Consider the following 19,006-nt stretch of genomic DNA (forward strand, 5'->3'; position numbering starts at 1 on the left):
TGAAGATGAATATAATTCAGAAAATATTGGCTAAAAAAACCCAGTTAGATAAAATTGAACCAGGGCAATTGATAAATATGTCTATAGATATGGCGATGGTTCATGATTACTTTGCCCATTTTTGTATAGATAAATTTTATGAAATGGGGTTTTCATCAGTCGGGAATCCTAATAAAGTTGTCTTTGTAATGGATCATGAAGTTCCTTCAGCCTCAATTGAAGAATCTGAAAATAATCGAAGGATGTATGAATTTGCAACAAAACAAGGGATAAAGAGAATACATTTCTCGGATGGTGTATCTCATCAAATTATCCATGAGTTAGGTTATATCTCACCGGGAGATATAGTAGTAGGTACTGATTCCCATACAACCACATATGGTGCCTTAGGCATATTTTCGACAGGTATTGGATATACAGAAATGGCCGCAGTCTTTGGTACTGGACAACTTTGGTTTCGGGTTCCTTCCAGCCTCAAATTCATAATTAATGGCACATTATCTAAAGGGGTTTATGCAAAAGATGTTATCTTAAAGATAATAGGAGATATAGGAGTAGATGGGGCTACCTACAAAACTATGGAATTTTCAGGTTCTACAATAAGAGATTTCTCGGTAAGTTCAAGACTTACATTATGCAACATGGTTGTAGAAGCAGGGGCTAAAAATGGCATTATTGAAGTAGATGAAAAGACTATCGAGTATCTAAAGGATAAAAGAGAGAAAAGAATTGAAATAGTGAAAAGTGATTCTGATGTAGATTATGAAAGAATTTATCAATATAATGCTGAGGAGTTTGAACCGGTAGTAGCCTGTCCGCATAGTGTAGATAATGTAAAATCTGTAAAAAAAGTTGAAGGATTAAAAATAGATGCAGCATTTATTGGTTCCTGCACAAATGGTCGCCTGGAAGATTTAAGGATAGCTGCAAATATATTAAAAGGGAATAAAGTTTCGAAATACACAAGATTAATAGTAACTCCTGCTTCTCGAAGTATTTATCTTGAATCTATAAGAGAAGGTATTATTGATGTGCTATTAGATGCAGGAGCGATAATTACTCATCCATCCTGTAGTTTATGTGCTGGTGCAAAATGTGGTGGTATCCTTGGAGATAGAGAACGGGTAATAAGTACCAGTAATAGGAATTTTATAGCCCGCATGGGAAGTAAAGATTCTGAAGTTTACCTTACTTCTCCAGCCACGGTTGCAATGTCAGCTATAAGTGGAAGAATTACATCACCAAGTACATAGTAATTTTTTATCATATCTTTCCTACTCTAAAAAAATCCCTTGACTATTATTTATTGTGATTTTATGCTTTGTCGATATATTCGAAAAACTCTTTGATTAGATTGAGAATATACTTTAATTCTTTGATATTCTTTTCTTTAAGCAAATAAATAATTTCATGAATCATTAACTCTTTTTCTGGTAATTCGTTTCTCTCCTTAGTTACTTCCAAAAGATACGCAGGAGTAACCCCTAATGCCTGGCTAACCCTTTGCAAACTATCCAGAGATAGATTTCTTTCTCCCCTTTCTACTGAGCCAATACTTCTCCAATCCAACTCTGCTTTTTCATCCAAGTCCTCTTGAGTAAGTCCTAATTGTGTTCTTAATTGTCTAACTCTGTTCCCCAGAACACGTTTTTAATTTTAACATGTTATACCCCTTGATGAAAGTAAAAAACCTTTCCTCATTTTTACTTTGCTAATAATATACAACAAATTATTAAGGATAAATTACAGGAAATATATACAAAAAAATACTTGACAAAATACTGCTTTAACTGTATACTTGTAAAAAGTTGATTTTGAGAGGAGAAAAAAGTGGATATGCAAGGAAGAGACTACTGGAATAAAAGATTTGAGGATGAAGAAAAGATTTGGGGAGAAACACCTTCAATTTCAGCGACTTATGCTGCAAAAATATTTAAAGAGAATGAAGCAAGGACAATTCTTGTACCCGGCTGTGGTTATGGAAGAAATAGCCTCTTTTTGGCAAAAGAAGGATTTACCGTTACGGCGTTTGATTTCTCTTCAGTAGCATTAAAAACTGCAAGAGAAATTGCTACAAATATGCACATAGATAATGTTGAATATTATGAAGGGAATGCTTTAGATGAAAAGGGATATAAAGGAGTTTATGAAGGTATCTATGTTTCTAATTTACTACATCTCTTTTTAAAAGATGATAGGGAAATACTGCTGAGAAATCTTGAAAAAGTCCTTTGCAGGAGAGGGATTATATCTCTAAATGTATTCTCACCTGAGGATAGCTCTTATGGAGAAGGAGAACTTGTAGAGGAAAATACTTATTACTCGAATGATGGACATTTCACCCACTATTTTACCCAAGACTCACTTATGAAAGATTTTCTCAATTTCGAACTATTATCATGTGAAAAAATCAGAGAATTTGAAAATCACGGAGAAAAAAAAGAACATTCCCATAATTTTTTATTTGCTGCATTTAGAAAATTAAACTAACATATAAAAAGAGGAGGTAGTTTAAAATGTTAAGTAAAGAGAAAGGTTTTGTTCTTCAGGGATTGGACCATTTTTCAAAACAAGAAATTAAAGAGTTTTGGGAAGGATGGGAGCCTAAAAATGATAAGCCAAAAATTTTAGGTGTTGGATTAAGTTGTACCTTCAGATGTAATCTTAAGTGTGTATACTGCTATGCAGGAGATAAGGAACCACTTCCAGACGAATTGACATTAGAGGAACAAAAATCTATTATAACACAAGCTAAAAAATTAGGGGCAGAGACAGTAATAATTTGTGGAGATGCAGAGCCCTTAATGGATAAAAATCTTCTTGGAATAGTAGAACATGGGTATAGGAATGAAATAACTTGTGTGGTTGTCTCCAATGGAATTTCACTTGGTGATGATAAATTGGCTATGAATATTCATGGGATGAAGAGTAAAGAAGTAGCTTCTACTCTTTATAACCTTGGTTCTTCCTTGGTAATAAAAATGGAGTCCATTACTTCAGAATTGTACAATCAGATTGTAGGAGTGAAAGATGCATACCGTAAATTTATGCAGGCAGTAAATAATATAATGGAAGTAGGGTTTGGAAACGGTATAGAAAGAGAGAGTGATATTTTAACCAGAGTGTGTTTTAGTTCGGTAGTAATGGTAAACAATATAGATGAATTGCCTGCCATGAAAGAATTTGCTAATCAAAGAAATGCTCAATATATATGCAAGTTACCGTCGTTGGTTGGACGAGCATTAGAGAACTTGGAAATGATGTTTCCAGTAAGCCGCTATGAAGAAATCAGGAGACACCTAAGCAAATTTACTGCAAAAAGAGAAACCTTGATGGTAGATACCCCTCGGTGTATGGCTTGGCATTATGGACCGGTTATAGATATAAGAGGAGAAATAAGAGAGTGTTATACTTCTCCTTGCAATCATCAAAATAGAATAGGAAATATTAGGGAAAAATCTCTTGAGGAGTTATTAAAGAGGCGAAATACAATTTATGACATAACAATTAATGACTTTTGTCCTGTCAAAACGCGAATAAATAGGGAACTTGAAGCTAAAGGATTACATAGGATTTGGGATGTTGAATCTAAGGATCGTCTTTAATGAAGGTGATTATTTACCTCTAAAGGGAGTAAATTAAAAAGATGAAAAAGGTTGGATTGTTATTATCAGGTTGTGGTGTTTTGGATGGCACAGAAATACATGAAACTGTTATAACTATATTAGCCTTACAAAGTAGAGAGTGTGTGGAGGTGAAATTTTTGGCTCCTAATATAGAACAATCTGTAGTTATGAACCATAGAAATAACAATCCATTACTCCAAGAACGAAGAAATGTTCTTATCGAATCAGCGAGAATTGCAAGAGGAGATATAAAAGATATGAAGGAACTAAACATTAAAGAAATTGATGGATTAATCATTCCGGGAGGAGCAGGAGTTATATTAAATCTTTGCACATTTGCTAATGATGGAATTAAGTGTAGAGTTAATCCAGATGTAGAAGGTTTAATTGTTCAATGTCTTGAGGCAAAAAAGCCAATAGGAGTACTTTGTATCGCCCCAGTTTTAATAGCAAAGATCCTTTCTCAAAATAATAAAAGGGCGAATTTAACAATTGGAAAAGACCCCAAAATAGCAGAGGCGATTAAAAAATTAGGTTCAACCCATATTCTTTGCGAGACAACTGATATTGTGTTTGATAAAGAAAATAATATTCTTTCTACACCCGCGTATATGTTAGGAAAGGATATTCATGAGGTTTCCAAAGGAATTACAAAGCTCATCAATAAACTTTTAGAATTATTATAGAGGATGAAAAAATGGATACAATTATAGTTGAAAGATCATTTCACTCTTTAGAAAAGATTATAGATGTTTTAGAAAGGGGAGGGGTAGTTATTCTTCCTTCTGAAAATGTCTATGGTTTTGCTGTTAAGGCCTTGTCCAAAGAGGCAGTAGATAGAGTATATGAACTTAAAGGGAGAGAGAAAAATAAACCTTTAGTATATTTTACATCTAAAAGAAAAGCAGAAGAATATGGTATCATAGACGATAATGCAAAGAAAATAATAGACTTGTGGCCTGAAGGAGTAGGGATTATCGTTCCTAAAAAGGATAATGTACCTTCCTATGTAACTGCTGGTAAAGACTCAATTATGCTGGTTTGCGTAGATGAGTTTTTAGAATCATTAGCCGATAAAGCGAGTTTTCCAATTGCTGGAACTTCTGCAAACAAATCTGGTGAAAAAGAGAATATCAAATTTGATTCAGTGGACAAGATGTTTAATGGAAGGGTTTCGATGATAGTAAAAGGTGGTAAATGTAAAAGAGGACAGAGTGGTACTATCATTAATTTATCTGTAAAACCACCTACAGTACTTAGAGAAGGTCCATTTTCTACAGAGCGAATTAGAGAATTAATACCAAATATACTTGTAAGCCTTTTATAAACAGTAATCTTAATGAAAAATAAGGGTGGTAACATGTTACTTAATAATAGAAAAAATGCAAGGTTGTTTTGTTTTTTTATTTGTTTGATTATCTTTACATTTATATATCCGTTATTAAGCATAGGGGAAAATCTACCACCTAAGAATATTCATAATGTTAGGCTACAATTTCGAAAAGATATTAATGGCAATAGAATTAATAATGAAAATAATTTTCAGGTAACTTATTTTTCAAATCTATCCCATAATTTTTTTCTCTTTGCAAATACAGAGGTTATCTATGAAGGAACAGAATATTATTCGTCCAATTCTGAGTTAAATATAAGCAGACCATTTTCCCCTTATTCTGAGTGGGGAAAAAGCCTTAGCTGGATAACTCGCCTCCAAATGGAAACTCATAAACGCCTCTTACTAAGTTTTGGAACTCAATGGTATATTACAGATATACCATTTTTTATCAATGCCGCTAAAAAATATAAAGTAAAAGTATTTTTGCAAGTTTTCCCAATTAAATCTCATAATGAAGAAGGTACGGTTGATGTTTATCTTTATTATCAATTACCTTTGAGAGATCAGTTTGCCTACATACGGGGATATGGTCGCTATTTTTCTAAAAATAAAGAGGGTGACGATTATAAATTACTCGTCCATGATATTATCTTTCCTATTAACAATACTTGGGATGTTTATGGGAGATATTCTTATTATAATAGATTGAGAAATAATGGAGTAGGGTTGGGAATCCGATATTTATTGAGGTTTTAAGAAAATATCTTGCTAATATTAGAGGAGTGTTAGGAGTATGATAAATCCGTTCTGGCTTTTATTATTTTTAACAGTAGTAATTAATATGGGTGTTGGTCTTATTATCCCTGTTATGCCAATATTTTTAAAAGAATTCGGGTTCTCAACAGGACATTTGTCTGTTGCCTTTTTTGCCTTGGTTTTTGCACGTTTTATAGCACAAAATGTTGGAGGACGATTAATATTGAAATTTGGATATTATAAGGTGTTAGGTATTTCTTTCTGCCTTTATGTAATAACGATGGGGTTATATCCTTTTGTTTTTACAAAGGACATCTTTATCTGTTTTCGGTTTTTAGAAGGAATATTTGAAGGATTTGCTGTAGTCTGCTTAACAGACTTATCAATTGAGCTCTCGAATAATAAAGACCGTGCTAAAAAGATGGGATATTTTAGTGCTGCCTTTGGGCTTGGATTCATTTTGGGTCCCAGTATAGGAGGTCTAATGTTTCAGGGTTACGGAAAGTACGGTATGTTTTGGTCAGCAGGCTTATTAGGTGCTATTGGCTTAATCGGTCTACTTATCGCCCATAAGGCTTTAAATTTAAAACATGAAGAAAAAACGACTTCAAGAAATTTCTTTGTGAATTTCAATAAAGAATCACTTTCATTGTTGCCATTTTATGGACCATATATCCTTAGAAGGGTATTATTCTTTTCGTTGCAATTACTTTTACCTTTATATCTTCATGAATATTTCCATGTATCTCCTGGAAAGGTAGGTATCTATTTTTCTATCTCTGCTATTTTAACTACCGCATTAATGCCTTTTACAGGTCGTGTAGCGGATATCTTTTCTTGCAAAAAAATTATCATTATGTGTTTATTAATCATGGGAGGTTCAATAGCCTCTTTTGGATTTATGCCTAAACAGTCCTTCTTTCTCACAGTATTTATTTTAGAAACCCTTGCATTTGCTTTTATGTTGCCTACGGGTATGAAAATCTTTGGAGATGTAATTTCTTCTAATTCTAACAGAGGGCAAATATTGGGATTCTTTGGAAGTCTGACGGATATTTGTACTATTATAATACCGTTTATAATACTTCCTCTTTATGACATAATGGCTAAATTACCCTGGATATTCTTAGGAGGACTATGTGTTTTGGCAAGTATCCCGTTTTGGAAAGTCCCAGTTTTAAATTATGCTAATAATAATTAAGTTGATGGAGAAAAAGAAGATGGAAAGAACAATAAAAAATGTGAATTTCCTTCTGGGTTGCTTTATTTTGATCACCATTTTTTTAGGTTGTTCAAATATGTCTGAAAGAAAACCCCTTGGTTCAAAATCAAATCCCATAAAATTTTATTTTACTCCATCTGGAGATGCTGAGAATATTTCACAAAATTCTATAGAGTTTGTTAAATTCTTAGAGGAGGAAACAGGATATTTTTTTAAAACCGCAGTCCCTATAAGTTATATTGCTGTAGTAGAAGCTTTCGGTACAAAAAAATGTGATATTGCCATTATTAATAGTTTTGGTTATTTGTTAGCACATCAACGATATGGGGTGGAAGCTTTATTAAGAATTATAAGATATGGAGAAAGTGTTTACCGTGGCCAAATTATTGCTCATGTAAATAGTGGAATTAATAAAATCAAAGATATTCATGGTAAAAAGTTTGCTTTCGTGGACCCATCTTCAACTTCTGGATACCTCTTGCCCTTAAAAATATTTAAGGAAAATCATATTCAACCTAAGGAGACAGTATTCGCAATGAAACATGATAATGTTGTAACCATGATTTACCAGCGGCAAGTAGATGCCGGCGCTACTTTTTATAGCCCACCAACTAAAAATGGGAAGATTCGAGATGCCAGGGCACGAGTTATGACTCAATTCCCAGATGTGGCTGAAAAGATAAAAATTATTAAGATTACAGACCCTATCTCAAATGATCCTATAGCCTTCCGAAGGGATTTACCAGAGAATATGAAACACAAGATTATCAAAGCAATATTAAAATTCATGGAAACAGAAACAGGTAAAAAAACTCTTTATAACATTTACTCAGTCGATGGTTTTATTCCAACCACAGATAAAGATTATGAAAGTCTTCGTAATTTATTAGACACTATTGGAAAGGGTGCGGAGGAATTTATTGAAAAATGATAATATTTTAAAAGTAATAGATTTGCATAAAACTTATTCAAATGGAATACACGCACTTAAAGGAATAAGTTTTGAGGTAAAAAAAGGTGAATTCTTAGCTATTATAGGATTGAGTGGTTCAGGAAAATCTACACTTCTTAGATGTTTAAATCGAATTCATGAACCGACAGAAGGCAAAATTATCTTTGATGACAAAGAGATTACTCAATTTAAAGGACAAGCACTTCGTAAGGTGCGGAGAGAGATGGGGATGATTTTTCAAGACTTCAATCTTATTGAAAGATATTCTGTCATGACTAATGTTTTAATGGGCTATCTTGGATTTACCCAATCTTTCAAGAGTATTTTAGGAATGTGGACACCAGAAGTAAAAAAAAGAGTAATTGAAAAATTAAAAATATTTGGTCTTGATGATAAAATTAACGATAGAGTAGATTCTCTCAGTGGAGGACAACAGCAACGAGTAGCGATAGCAAGAGCACTTATGCAAGAACCAAAGTTACTCTTAGCTGATGAACCAGTTGCCAGTTTAGACCCTGCTACATCTATCAATATTTTAGAATATATAGGAAAAATTAATAGGGAATACGGTATAACTGTTATTTGTAATATCCATTCTTTGGATCTCGTAAAATCTTATGCTTCCCGAATGATTGCTCTTAGAAAAGGTAGAATTATCTTTGAAGGGCAATCACCATTAGAAGTTGATAAGAAATGGTTTGAGGCAATTTATGGAGATAGTGGTTAAAATTTAGATGGTCAACGACAACACAGGAACAAAAAAATTAAAAAAAGAATATCTTAAAGCATTCCTTCTGGACTTTTTTTTGGTAACATATGGTATAATAATCAGTTATAGAATAATTTATATTAAACTAATAAAAGGGGTTCGGTTTCCCTCATTTCCAGAGGAGAATATAGTCTATTGTTGTGCTATTGGTATCTTATTAGCAGTGATGTGGTCTTTGACAAAGAATTCGTTAGGCAATAAGATTTGTGGTCTTATAAAAAATGGACAACAAGGAATATTTAGAAATTCTTGGAAATTTTTTGCCGGGTTTCTTATCATTTTAACATTTATTGCAGGGTGGGAGATTACTCAAATTTCGGTTTCTGATTTATTTAATTTTGATGGACTTCAAGGAGCTAAAAGGATCTTCCATGCACTTTTTCAACCTAATACATCCATCTTTGATCAAGTATTATTTGCAATAATTGAGACAATTTATATAGCCTTAATGTCAACATGTTTTGCCATCCCCATTGCTTTCATCTTAAGTTTTTTGGGTGCAAGGAACTTGATGAAGCAAAATAAGGTTACTTTCACTATCTATTGTCTAGTGCGAATTGTACTCAATTTTTGTCGTTCGATTGAACCTCTTATTTGGGCAATTATATTCTCAGTCTGGGTGGGAATTGGACCTTTTGCTGGTATGCTTGCCCTTATGCTTCATTCTATTACTGCACTTGGAAAACTTTATTCTGAACAAATAGAAAGTGTTAGTGAAAGACTTATTGAAGCTATCACAGCCACAGGCGCTTCGTTTATACAAGTTATATGGTTTGCAGTTGTCCCTCAAATTATTTTACCATTTTTATCATTTACTATCTACCGATGGGATATCAATGTAAGAATGGCAACTATCATTGGATTTGTGGGAGGAGGAGGTATTGGGACCTTACTTATTCAGTATCAGGGACTGGCTAAATGGAATGAAGTGGGATTAATCATCATTATGATTGCAATTGTTGTATGGATATTGGATTATATTAGTGCAAAAATTCGTGAGGCTATATATTAAAATATTTCAGAAAGATAATCAAGGGTAATTTTTTATCTTGACTTTCAAGTAACATTAGTGTATCTTAATAGAAGCATGAATGTTAAAAGGAGAAAGGATATGTCAAACACAACTAAGGAGGCAGTTAAATCCCAATTCTCTAAACAAGCAGAGTTTTACTCAAGAAGTACCTCTCATTCTGAAGGGGAATCTTTAGAATTAATGGTAACGTGGGCTGAGCCAAAAACTACAGATATTGTTCTTGACATAGCTACAGGGACAGGTTTTACTGCTTTTGCCTTTAGTCCTCATGTCACAAAAGTAGTAGCTACTGATATGACTCAAGCGATGCTTGAGCAAGCAGAGAAACTCTCAAAAGAAAGGAATCTTTCAAATATTGAATTTAAACTTGCAGAAGCAGAATCTCTTCCTTTTGGTGATAACGAATTTGATATTGTCACCTGTCGAATTGCACCTCATCACTTCTCTTCGATTGAAAAATTCTTATCTGAAGCCAAAAGAGTAGTAAAATCTACTGGTCGAATATTAATCGCAGATACTACCTGTCCTGAAAACCTTCAAGTAGCAAAATGGCAAAATGAGGTTGAGAAACTTAGAGACCCCTCTCATGTTTATAATTACTCACTTTCAAGTTGGAATGAAATGATTGGAAAAAGTGAATTAAAGTTGGAAAAATCTACTATAATTTTGTCTCCAATAATGTCTTTCTCAGATTGGGTAGAAAGATCAGGAAGTAATAAAAATGTCATTTTGGAACTTCGCAAGAAATTTTTAGAAGCCCCTTCTAATGTGAAGGAAATCTTTGGAATTAAAGAGGAAAATGGAGAAATCTTTTTCTACTGGAAAATAATAGTATTAAAAGCAATTAAGTAATTAAAGGTGAATGCGCTCTTGCCTGATAGGAATTTGATAATATGTAAAGAAGGTGTCCCGTCTATAGGACAATAAGATTCTTACCTGCATCGATATTGAAACAAGACAGATGGATCTGATTAATGCTATCCAAAGTGTTTCCGGGACGAAAACACTCGTAGTAGAAGAATCACCTTTAGCCCATTGGATAAGGAGAATCTTAAAACCTTATGTGAACAAACTTATTGTCGCAGAACCAAACTGATGAAGGTATTCGAGGAGAGTCTCACAAAAAGTATGGCCATTAAATGCCCAGAATTTGATTAGTCCTCCTTGTAAAATATACCCAAAATTAGATTAGCCCTGGAGGCTCAGATAGATGCATGGTATTTCTCATCTAATAAATATCAGTTGCGATTTTGAGAATTTTTAAAAAAGTATCTATGAGGTTTATTGCTAATCCCCATATCTCCTTTTCGGACACTATTTCAACCTTTATGCTAGATTAAGACACCACCAAATATTTCAATAGTCATAAGATTCAAGCAGTGGGATTAGAAGAGGCAGGTCTAACATAAAAACCTGCCTCTCCCAACAATAAAGGGGTGAGAAAAAGGACATATTTGGGGGGACGGTTCACTTTTGTTTGAAATCTTGCGGTTAAAAGATGGAGTTGAAATTGGAAATTAGAAATTAGAAATTGGAGAGCGAACTGAAGACCTAATTTCCAATTTCCAATTTCTGCAAGAAATCATAGGAAACGATAAAATGAACCGTCCCCATATTTTTATTGCCAAAACCGCCCTGTTAGCCTTAGATAAACTCCTCTGGCTGAATAACTATCATCAGGTATCTCACCATCTTTGTATTCGATGAGGTTATATCCTAAGACAAATTTAAAGCGGCTGTTAAATCCAAAACCTAACTCTACGATAGGATTTAGCTTATAGTCATTTGTCAAATGTTGATGTAGAATTCTATATCCGCCGGTTATATCAAACCTTTCGTTAATATTATAAGTTAATCTACCCATTATAAGGTCAATATGAGAAATAATATCCTCTACCTCTATCCTCCTCATTGCATACTTTCCAAATAGACTCCATTTATTAGTAGGAACATAGATAGATTCTAAGGAAGCAATAGCACTTTTATTACTAAACTCATATTTACTCAATAAATTGAATTTATTACTCTGAGTAGGTCTGTAGGCTAATGCAAGTAATAGCTTTGATTCACAAGAACCAGTCTGTGTACCTCTATCCTCTTTTTTATTCTTCTCATAGGTATATTTCAAGTAGGTTGTTAATCCGTTGTGGAATTTCTGTTTTAGGTCTGCAATTAGTAATGCGGTAGAATCATTAACACTTCCCTCTTTTGAGTAAGAATATTTTAGAGAAGAGGTTAAGTCATTATTAATTTTTTGGTTAAGTTCAACATCTCCTGAAATAGTCTCCTCTTTATCCAATTCTTTCCTAATTTCGTTTTTAGCTGACAATTTTGTTTTATCAGTTGGTGTAAAATTTACCCCAAATGAGTTAGTAGTGGAATCAGTTATCTTCCCTGCACCAATCTTTTTTTCTGCATTATTTGCAGCCGAAATGACTATCTTTGGATGTGGTGAATAATCTATTCCAATGGTAGTAGCAATGGATTTGGTCTTCGTCCCTTCGATGTAGTCAGCCTTCCAACCAAGTGCACAGGAGGTATTTAGCGATACCGATTCAAATAGCTTAGTTATTGCTCCTATGGTAAGGTGATGTTCTCTAAGAAGATGTTTGCCATGTGCCATTTTATTAGTTAAATCATATTGGATAGAAGGTGATATCATATCATATTCTGATGTTAATTTGAGGCTAATGTCATGAGTTATCGTATCTAAATCACGATTAATAAAATTATCAGAATCTGTAAGGCTGTATTTTAATCCAAAATCATGCCTACCTATTGAACCTCTATCTCCTAAAGTAAACATCTGTTTACGGCTCTTGTGAATTTGGTTACTCACCTTATTTTCTTCTTGAAAATTTGCAAAGAATGTAGAATTATCAAGCTCCTGTTTAAACCCCAGTCCAAATATATCAGTTTTTGTCTTATTTTTCTTGGGCTCATTAGTAGTTATCTTCTTTTGAACATATAAGGCTTTATCAGTCATTAGCTTGTAATCAACTCGTGAGCCGTATTCTCGGATATCCTTTTGAGTAGTAAGATTAGTGATGTCATAAAACTCTGGTCCATACTGGTTAAAATCGTCTCTTTCTTTATCAGCAGTAGCCTCAATTTTATTAGAGAAGTTAGCTCCAATTTGATGATAAAAGGTCTTAACCTTGCATCTATCGTTTGAGTGAGAAGATAAGGTTTCTATAAAAGAGGCAGAGTTGTTAACTTTTGGATTTAATAGTTCTAAGTCTCCATCGGTCTGGGCATATTCACCCTTAATAGTAAATTCTTTGCAGGGATTAAAAGAACTATCTAACCCATAAAGGTGGTAGTCAGTTGGAGACTGTTCCTCTTTGATATAAGTTGTACCTACTTCTAAGCTCTTATGTGGTTTTGTTACTCCACGAAACCCATAAATGGCATGTTTGTAATCTGCACCTATGGGAATATATTCATAAATCACTACAATATAATATCTGATTCCTCCACTTTCGATTAAAGGGACAGGCTCTTCAAATATCAACCTTCCTGTATCATAATCCAGGGAATAGTCCTTATCTTTTTCTTTCTCTATAGTGGCAAAAACTTGTAAGTTTTTCTCATCCCGGGTTTGGATTTTAATCTTTTCACTTCCATCCACAATTGGGCAATGTGTAAGATAGTAAGGGCCACAAATTCCCCTCCCAGGTATATCATCCCGAGCACTAACTTGTCTTGTAGAGGCACCAAATACAGTAATCCTGGAATTGGCGATATGTTTTTCTATCTTTGCTCCGGTAAGACTTCTATGATATGTTGATAATTTATTTTCTCCTAATGCGGTTGAATAATCGCCATAAAGAAGCTCTAAATCCTTAGATTGTAATTTTAGAAAGATAGGGTCAGAAGATGGAGTGTTATTAACGACTTTACTATCATCACCATAGATTGGATAGTAATCATCTGGATTAGCCGGAGAGGATAATTTATCCTTGCGAGTTTTCTTAGTATCAAGTGAAGTAGTAAGTTGATATTTATCTTTTAACTTAGTTTTTAAGTAAAAGGCTAAGCATCCTTTATATCTTGCACTATTTCCATACTTTTTACGAAATGCCTTTATATTTCCAGTGACCGTATCTTCTTCCATTTCAAGCTCTGCTAATCCAATAAAAACAGGCTTATCTGTGTAAGTAGCAGAGTATCTTTTATCCGCTGCCCTTAAGATACCAAAGTCTAACTTTGCCATTCCATGAGGAGAAAGATCAATAAATTGTGGCTTAGTAGTACTTAAAGAATACTCATCAGATAAGGTATTTATGTCAATCATTAGCAGGTGACGACCTGGTTTAACCGCTGGAATTGAGTATCTACCTTCATCATCAGTAATTACACTCATCCCATTTTCCATAAGGATGCTTACATTACCAATTCCCGCCTCTCTATCTTGCTGTATCCCATCACCATTAGTATCCTCATATACCTTGCCAATTATAATCCCATGCTCTCTAAATACTCCATCTTTAATCCTGACTATTGCAAATACATTAGTTACTACTTTCTCCCCTTTTTCAGCAGTGCCCGATACCTCTGCTAAGTTCTTTTGGTCACCAGATTCAGCATCAATCCCAACTAACACCTTGTAAGTTAGTATCTTTTCTTCATTAATTGGGAAATCGCCAATCTCCCAGGTAAAAGGATTTTTACCTATCGGGTCTTTAAAGCAGTCAGAATTTAACCTACTTGTCCCTTTGATATACTTAAAATTATATGGGAATTTATCTACTATTTTAACCTGATTTATCTTCCCATAGCCAATATTCTTAACCTTGATGGTATAAGTTATTATATCACCAATCTGAGCGGTTTTATCACTTGCCGTTTTAATAACCAATAAAGATGTATTGTGGTCAAGATAGATATCCTTTGTAAGTGTCTGTCCTGAAATCAAATGGAAGGTAGTAGAGGTCTTTGGATAATAATAGTCTGCCCTGGCGGTAAGATAGTAATATCCTGCGGCTAAATTACTAAAGCTATAATCACCTGTAGCATTTGATGTTGTCGAACCAACGAAATTGCCAGATGCTTCATAGATAGAAACTACTGCATTAGCTATCACGGCACTATTCCCTGCGTCTTTTATCTTTCCCTGAATAGTACCTGTCCCGGTTGTAGTATTTGTATCTACAGTGATTATTCCTGAGCCAATGGTAATAGAATTAATATCTTGAATCAAGTATTTATATTCATTATCAGATACAACAGTTCCAGAGCCATTTGTCCCATCCCAATTAACTGATAGTGCTCCAGAGGTTTGAGTAGCATTATTAAGTAAGGTTTTTATTACTGCATCTTCAATATCACGGATTGTCACTGTAATGGTATTATTAGAATCGAGGTAATAATAGATAGTCGTAATATCATTTATCCCATCGCCATCTGGTGAGAATGGATTTGGCTGGACGAATGAACTCTCAAGGAAACCTGCGGTAACACTGTAAGTAATAGTCCCATGATAATCGCCAGGGTAATCTGTCCAGTTAACTTGTAACTTATAGTCATAATCAAGGACACTACCTGCTGATGTAGTAGTACCTCCTGAGGCTATTGTGCTTGATGTAGTGCTAAAGGAAGTCCAAACTGGATTTATAGAAGAATGGTCTGCCCATTGTAATTGACTTATAGAAATGGTTTTTGTAGCACCACTGGTTTTTATTAAATCGCCAGTAGCCTGGGCGGATAAACTCCAGTTCCCACCAGTAGAGACAACTACAATCTGCGTAGCATAAGGAATTATACTTGATGAGTCTTTTGGACCAACATCACCAAAATTTACATTATTGCCTGAAGAGGTGATGGTGAGAATATATCCTGAAGTCTTACTTACATTCACCAAAACACAAAATAAAATAACTATGAAAATCATTAGTTTATTAACCTTTTCCATTTCTATCACATCCTTGTTGGGTAACTGGGTAATTAACATTCAATCAGTTACCTTATTACCCGAAATGAAACTTCTTGAGTAATTACCTCTTTACCTCCAATAATTAATGTTACTATTGAAAGATATTCTCCTGGCAAAAGTTTTAATTCAGAGCTTTTACCTAAATTTTGTATCATCTCTGGTTCTAACTCTACTCGGGCAATAGGTATCTCACCTACAACATTTCTCTGGCTATCTATTATTTCAATCATTCCCTCTACATAAATGGGAATCTTACATGTATTTTTAAATACTAATTCTGGAATAATTGGTTTGTTAGCTTGAGTAGTGGGAATATTAAACTTAAGTATCTTGCCTTCTTGAGATAGAACCTTTTTAATTACACAAAAATTCTGAGTTGCTACCTCTCTTTTGCCATCATATTCAACGCTTGCATAAGCGGTATAACTGCCAATTGGTAGTCCTTCTTTTAACACTGCCTTTAGTTCTTTACTACTTCCTGCTGGAATAGTCTCTTTTTCGAAAAGTGTAGTTGCCATTATTTCACCTTCTCTATTCTTAATGATTATTTCTCCAGTAGTTGTAAGATTGACATTTCCAGCATTAAACACGAACAAGGCAAAATAAATTGGTTTATTCCAAACAGCAATTGGAATAGTAAAAGAAATTATCTCAAGTTTTATTATTCCGATCTCATTTGGTCTGACTACCATAAATGGGGTGAGTAGTTCCACAGGTTCTCCATCTTCAATTTTAATATTAGATTCTGCTGTATATGTACCAACTGCTAAGTCTTTTAGTCTAAAGGGGAGTGTTATTTGATGTGAGTAATTAGGTAGGACAACTTCAGGTCTAATCTCCAGTTTAGCAATCTTCAATCCAAATGGATTTTTAATAGTTACATTTCCATGTAGTCTAAGATGTATATTACCTGTATTAACAAATCTTAGAAGGATAATAATAGGTTGCCCTGGTTTATCTTGTAGGAAACTAATATCACTAATCTTTCCTTTTCTTTTTAATTCTCCAGGAAATGTAAATGCCAAAATAACCGCACTCTTTACAGATTTATTATTTATAGGAGTAGTTTCAAAGACGATAGCTGTATAAAATCCACCTGTTATTTCTTCTGGTGTACGGAACTCTACCTTAACTATTTTAGATTCTTTAGCATCAAGTATAAAATTAGATGGATTAACATCAATCAGTTTAGTCTCCCCCCATGGTTTGGTTATGAATAAATGACTACCATCTAATTCCTGGCCTAATTGAGTAGGATAGACCTGAATCTGCTGAGAAAGATTAATAAGACTATAAACTCTAATAGGAAATGAATAACTCTTCCCATAGATAGTTTTTTCGAGCATGAATGGGTCAAGTTTGATAGTTCTGGAGGCAAATTCTTGTTTTGTAGGTTGAAAGAGTCTTTCTGCAACCCTAAGAAAGACCTCCTGAGTAGCACTTACCCCCTCGGCTATGGTAGGTTTTATAACAAGTAATAGTCCCAATATGAGGATTATAATAGGACTTTTTAGTCCTTGTTTGGATACAATTGTATTGTTCTTCAATTTTATAATATCCATTATTTCTCACCCCTATTTTGTGGTGGTAATTGGTTAAATGGTAACTGGTTAAATGGTAATTGGTTAAATGGTTACCAATCACCAGTTACCAATTACCAGTTACCAAGAATGGACTTGTTTTTGTAATCATCTTTCCATCTCCAAATATCAAAGTAGCTACTGCCTTGTATAATCCTGCAGGTAACTCTCCTTGCCAGCTTGCTCCTAACCTCTGGGTCATATCTATTTCTATCGTCTTTCTATCAATAGTTATTTGCCCAACAGTCATTCCTTGACTATTTTCCAACTCAATCATTCCCTCTACCTGGAGTGGAACATTCCCGGTATTTCTAAATAGTAATTTAGGAAGAATTAATACATTTCCAGCATTGACTTTTGGTATAGTAAGTTCAATTATTTCCCCTGCCTGGATTATCTCCTTTTCAATTACATTAATGTTAGTTGTTGCAGTTACTATTTTTTCATCTGAATACTTAATCTTTACTGTAGCAGTATAGGTACCAATTGGCAATCCTTTAGATAGAACAGTTGTTACTTCCTTACTCCCATGCGCTATCACTTCATTTATTTTTATTGGTACTCTTTCTATTATTTCATTTTCAAAGTCTTTCACTTCTATTTCCCCACCAATAGATAGGTTAACATTTCCACTATTGTGAAAGAGTAACTTAAAGCATAGTGGTTTATGTTGGACAACCTTTATTTGCTCGAAGGAAGCTATTTCTCCTTTTAGTATAGCAATCTCATTAGTATTAATGACCTCGAAGGTCTTTTTAGCTATTAATGACTTGCCTGCAAATGTTATATTAGACTCGGCAGTATATATTCCAACTTGTAGGTTTTCTGGTTTCCATTTAGCTATTAATTGGCGGGAGTAGGAGGGGAGTATCTTCGCTGGTTTTATAAATACCTTGTCTATTTTCTCTCCAGCCTGGTTTCTAATGACCACATATCCCTCTGGTCGTAAGTAGATATTACCTGTATTGTGAAAAGTTGATAGGATATAGATTTCTTCTCCCTGTTTGTTTTGTATTATATCAACTGATGTAATGGCAGCTTCTTTGATTGATTCTCCAGGAAGTGTTAATAGGGTTATCGCGCCTACCCGAGGGAGAGAGGCAACATGTCCCTCTCCAGAAGGTGTCAGAGGTCGCGCCTCAACATATATTATTCCATAAAGTCCACCGCCACTATCCTTTGGTATTTGAATCTCTGCCTCTACTATACTTGATTGACCACCTGCTAACTTAATTTTAGCCGGATTAAATTTAATCCATCTGACTAATGAAAATGGTGCATCAATATCATCTAAGGATATAGCCTCACCATCTAATTTTTGACCTAAACTGCTTGCGTATACAAAATACTCCAATGTTTCAGGTCCAGGATTTTCAATAGTAAGTGGGATGATATGGTCATCTTCAGATACACTTCTATCAATACTGGCAGGTGTAAGAGAGATACCAAAGGCACTTATCTCGCTTTGCCAGCCCAACAATAACAATAATAGTATTAACGCTATTCCATATTTAAACTTCATTTTCCTCTACCTCCTTTATGGTAATTGGGTAATTGGGTAATTAGGTATCCAGTTACCTAATTACCTAATTACCCACTACTACTCTTATCTTTACCCATAAGTTTTACTGGACAATGTTACATTCATTCACAATTCGCAATTCACCATTCACAATTCACAATTTCTTCCCTAAATCTCCTTAAAATGGTGAATGGTGAATTGTCAATTGTGAATTGTGAATTATCACTCTTCACGGTGTCCAGTAAAAATTGTGGGACATGATTAGACTACTACTC

Annotated in this window: 15 protein-coding genes; 11 read left to right on the top strand and 4 right to left on the bottom strand. The window is 34.2% G+C overall.

What is annotated here, in order from left to right; translation table 11 throughout:
* Window positions 1-5 precede the first annotated feature (5 nt).
* The gene (locus AB1422_00330; protein ID MEW6617794.1) at window positions 6-1,253 is read left to right on the top strand and encodes a 3-isopropylmalate dehydratase large subunit; all 1,248 of its coding nucleotides are present in this window, start codon (window positions 6-8) and stop codon (window positions 1,251-1,253) included.
* 61 nt (window positions 1,254-1,314) lie between these two features.
* On the opposite strand, the gene AB1422_00335 is transcribed toward AB1422_00330, so the two are convergent.
* Window positions 1,315-1,641, bottom strand: a complete 327-nt coding sequence (locus AB1422_00335; protein ID MEW6617795.1) for a helix-turn-helix transcriptional regulator — start codon at window positions 1,639-1,641, stop codon at window positions 1,315-1,317.
* A gap of 195 nt (window positions 1,642-1,836) precedes the next feature.
* Between AB1422_00335 and AB1422_00340 the strand changes: the two genes are divergently transcribed.
* From AB1422_00340 to AB1422_00385, 10 genes are all read left to right on the top strand, one after another.
* A complete protein-coding gene (locus AB1422_00340; protein ID MEW6617796.1) occupies window positions 1,837-2,490 on the top strand; it encodes a class I SAM-dependent methyltransferase in 654 nt (217 codons plus the stop codon).
* A 26-nt stretch (window positions 2,491-2,516) separates the two neighbouring features.
* Entirely contained in the window at window positions 2,517-3,605 is a 1,089-nt protein-coding gene (locus AB1422_00345) for a radical SAM protein (GenBank protein ID MEW6617797.1), read from the top strand.
* A 41-nt stretch (window positions 3,606-3,646) separates the two neighbouring features.
* Window positions 3,647-4,312: an isoprenoid biosynthesis glyoxalase ElbB gene (gene elbB, locus AB1422_00350; protein ID MEW6617798.1), complete on the top strand. Its 666-nt coding sequence runs from the start codon at window positions 3,647-3,649 to the stop codon at window positions 4,310-4,312.
* Window positions 4,313-4,323: 11 nt separating this feature from the next.
* A complete protein-coding gene (locus tag AB1422_00355) occupies window positions 4,324-4,953 on the top strand; it encodes an L-threonylcarbamoyladenylate synthase (GenBank protein ID MEW6617799.1) in 630 nt (209 codons plus the stop codon).
* Window positions 4,954-4,965: 12 nt separating this feature from the next.
* The gene (locus tag AB1422_00360; protein ID MEW6617800.1) at window positions 4,966-5,718 is read left to right on the top strand and encodes a hypothetical protein; all 753 of its coding nucleotides are present in this window, start codon (window positions 4,966-4,968) and stop codon (window positions 5,716-5,718) included.
* 37 nt (window positions 5,719-5,755) lie between these two features.
* Entirely contained in the window at window positions 5,756-6,919 is a 1,164-nt protein-coding gene (locus AB1422_00365; GenBank protein MEW6617801.1) for an MFS transporter, read from the top strand.
* A gap of 19 nt (window positions 6,920-6,938) precedes the next feature.
* A complete protein-coding gene (locus AB1422_00370; GenBank protein ID MEW6617802.1) occupies window positions 6,939-7,871 on the top strand; it encodes a phosphate/phosphite/phosphonate ABC transporter substrate-binding protein in 933 nt (310 codons plus the stop codon).
* On the top strand, window positions 7,861-8,619 hold the full coding sequence (phnC, locus tag AB1422_00375) for a phosphonate ABC transporter ATP-binding protein (protein ID MEW6617803.1): 759 nt from the start codon (window positions 7,861-7,863) through the stop codon (window positions 8,617-8,619). Before AB1422_00370 ends, phnC begins: the two co-directional genes overlap by 11 nt.
* A 7-nt stretch (window positions 8,620-8,626) precedes the next feature.
* The gene (phnE, locus tag AB1422_00380; GenBank protein MEW6617804.1) at window positions 8,627-9,673 is read left to right on the top strand and encodes a phosphonate ABC transporter, permease protein PhnE; all 1,047 of its coding nucleotides are present in this window, start codon (window positions 8,627-8,629) and stop codon (window positions 9,671-9,673) included.
* Between the two features lie 99 nt (window positions 9,674-9,772).
* Window positions 9,773-10,546: a methyltransferase domain-containing protein gene (locus AB1422_00385; GenBank protein MEW6617805.1), complete on the top strand. Its 774-nt coding sequence runs from the start codon at window positions 9,773-9,775 to the stop codon at window positions 10,544-10,546.
* A gap of 766 nt (window positions 10,547-11,312) precedes the next feature.
* Here the strand turns inward: AB1422_00385 and AB1422_00390 are convergent.
* From AB1422_00390 to AB1422_00400, 3 genes are all read right to left on the bottom strand, one after another.
* Complete coding sequence (locus AB1422_00390) at window positions 11,313-15,608, bottom strand: carboxypeptidase regulatory-like domain-containing protein (GenBank protein ID MEW6617806.1); 4,296 nt, start codon at window positions 15,606-15,608, stop codon at window positions 11,313-11,315.
* 47 nt (window positions 15,609-15,655) lie between these two features.
* Entirely contained in the window at window positions 15,656-17,191 is a 1,536-nt protein-coding gene (locus tag AB1422_00395; protein MEW6617807.1) for a hypothetical protein, read from the bottom strand.
* Window positions 17,192-17,276: 85 nt separating this feature from the next.
* Window positions 17,277-18,731 (bottom strand): hypothetical protein, encoded by a 1,455-nt coding sequence (locus AB1422_00400; protein ID MEW6617808.1) that lies wholly within the window; start codon window positions 18,729-18,731, stop codon window positions 17,277-17,279.
* Window positions 18,732-19,006 lie beyond the last annotated feature (275 nt).

It is taken from the genome of bacterium (assembly GCA_040757115.1).
Classification (GTDB): domain Bacteria; phylum UBA9089; class CG2-30-40-21; order CG2-30-40-21; family SBAY01; genus JBFLXS01.

What these genes read in the sequence shown, in the direction of transcription:
- AB1422_00330 (MEW6617794.1), top strand. Translation starts at nt 6, where the DNA reads ATGAATATAATTCAGAAAATATTGGCTAAAAAAACCCAGTTAGATAAA.
- AB1422_00340 (MEW6617796.1), top strand. Translation starts at nt 1,837, where the DNA reads ATGCAAGGAAGAGACTACTGGAATAAAAGATTTGAGGATGAAGAAAAG.
- AB1422_00345 (MEW6617797.1), top strand. Translation starts at nt 2,517, where the DNA reads ATGTTAAGTAAAGAGAAAGGTTTTGTTCTTCAGGGATTGGACCATTTT.
- elbB (MEW6617798.1), top strand. Translation starts at nt 3,647, where the DNA reads ATGAAAAAGGTTGGATTGTTATTATCAGGTTGTGGTGTTTTGGATGGC.
- AB1422_00355 (MEW6617799.1), top strand. Translation starts at nt 4,324, where the DNA reads ATGGATACAATTATAGTTGAAAGATCATTTCACTCTTTAGAAAAGATT.
- AB1422_00360 (MEW6617800.1), top strand. Translation starts at nt 4,966, where the DNA reads ATGAAAAATAAGGGTGGTAACATGTTACTTAATAATAGAAAAAATGCA.
- AB1422_00365 (MEW6617801.1), top strand. Translation starts at nt 5,756, where the DNA reads ATGATAAATCCGTTCTGGCTTTTATTATTTTTAACAGTAGTAATTAAT.
- AB1422_00370 (MEW6617802.1), top strand. Translation starts at nt 6,939, where the DNA reads ATGGAAAGAACAATAAAAAATGTGAATTTCCTTCTGGGTTGCTTTATT.
- phnE (MEW6617804.1), top strand. Translation starts at nt 8,627, where the DNA reads ATGGTCAACGACAACACAGGAACAAAAAAATTAAAAAAAGAATATCTT.
- AB1422_00385 (MEW6617805.1), top strand. Translation starts at nt 9,773, where the DNA reads ATGTCAAACACAACTAAGGAGGCAGTTAAATCCCAATTCTCTAAACAA.
- AB1422_00390 (MEW6617806.1), bottom strand. Translation starts at nt 15,608, where the DNA reads ATGGAAAAGGTTAATAAACTAATGATTTTCATAGTTATTTTATTTTGT.
- AB1422_00395 (MEW6617807.1), bottom strand. Translation starts at nt 17,191, where the DNA reads ATGGATATTATAAAATTGAAGAACAATACAATTGTATCCAAACAAGGA.
- AB1422_00400 (MEW6617808.1), bottom strand. Translation starts at nt 18,731, where the DNA reads ATGAAGTTTAAATATGGAATAGCGTTAATACTATTATTGTTATTGTTG.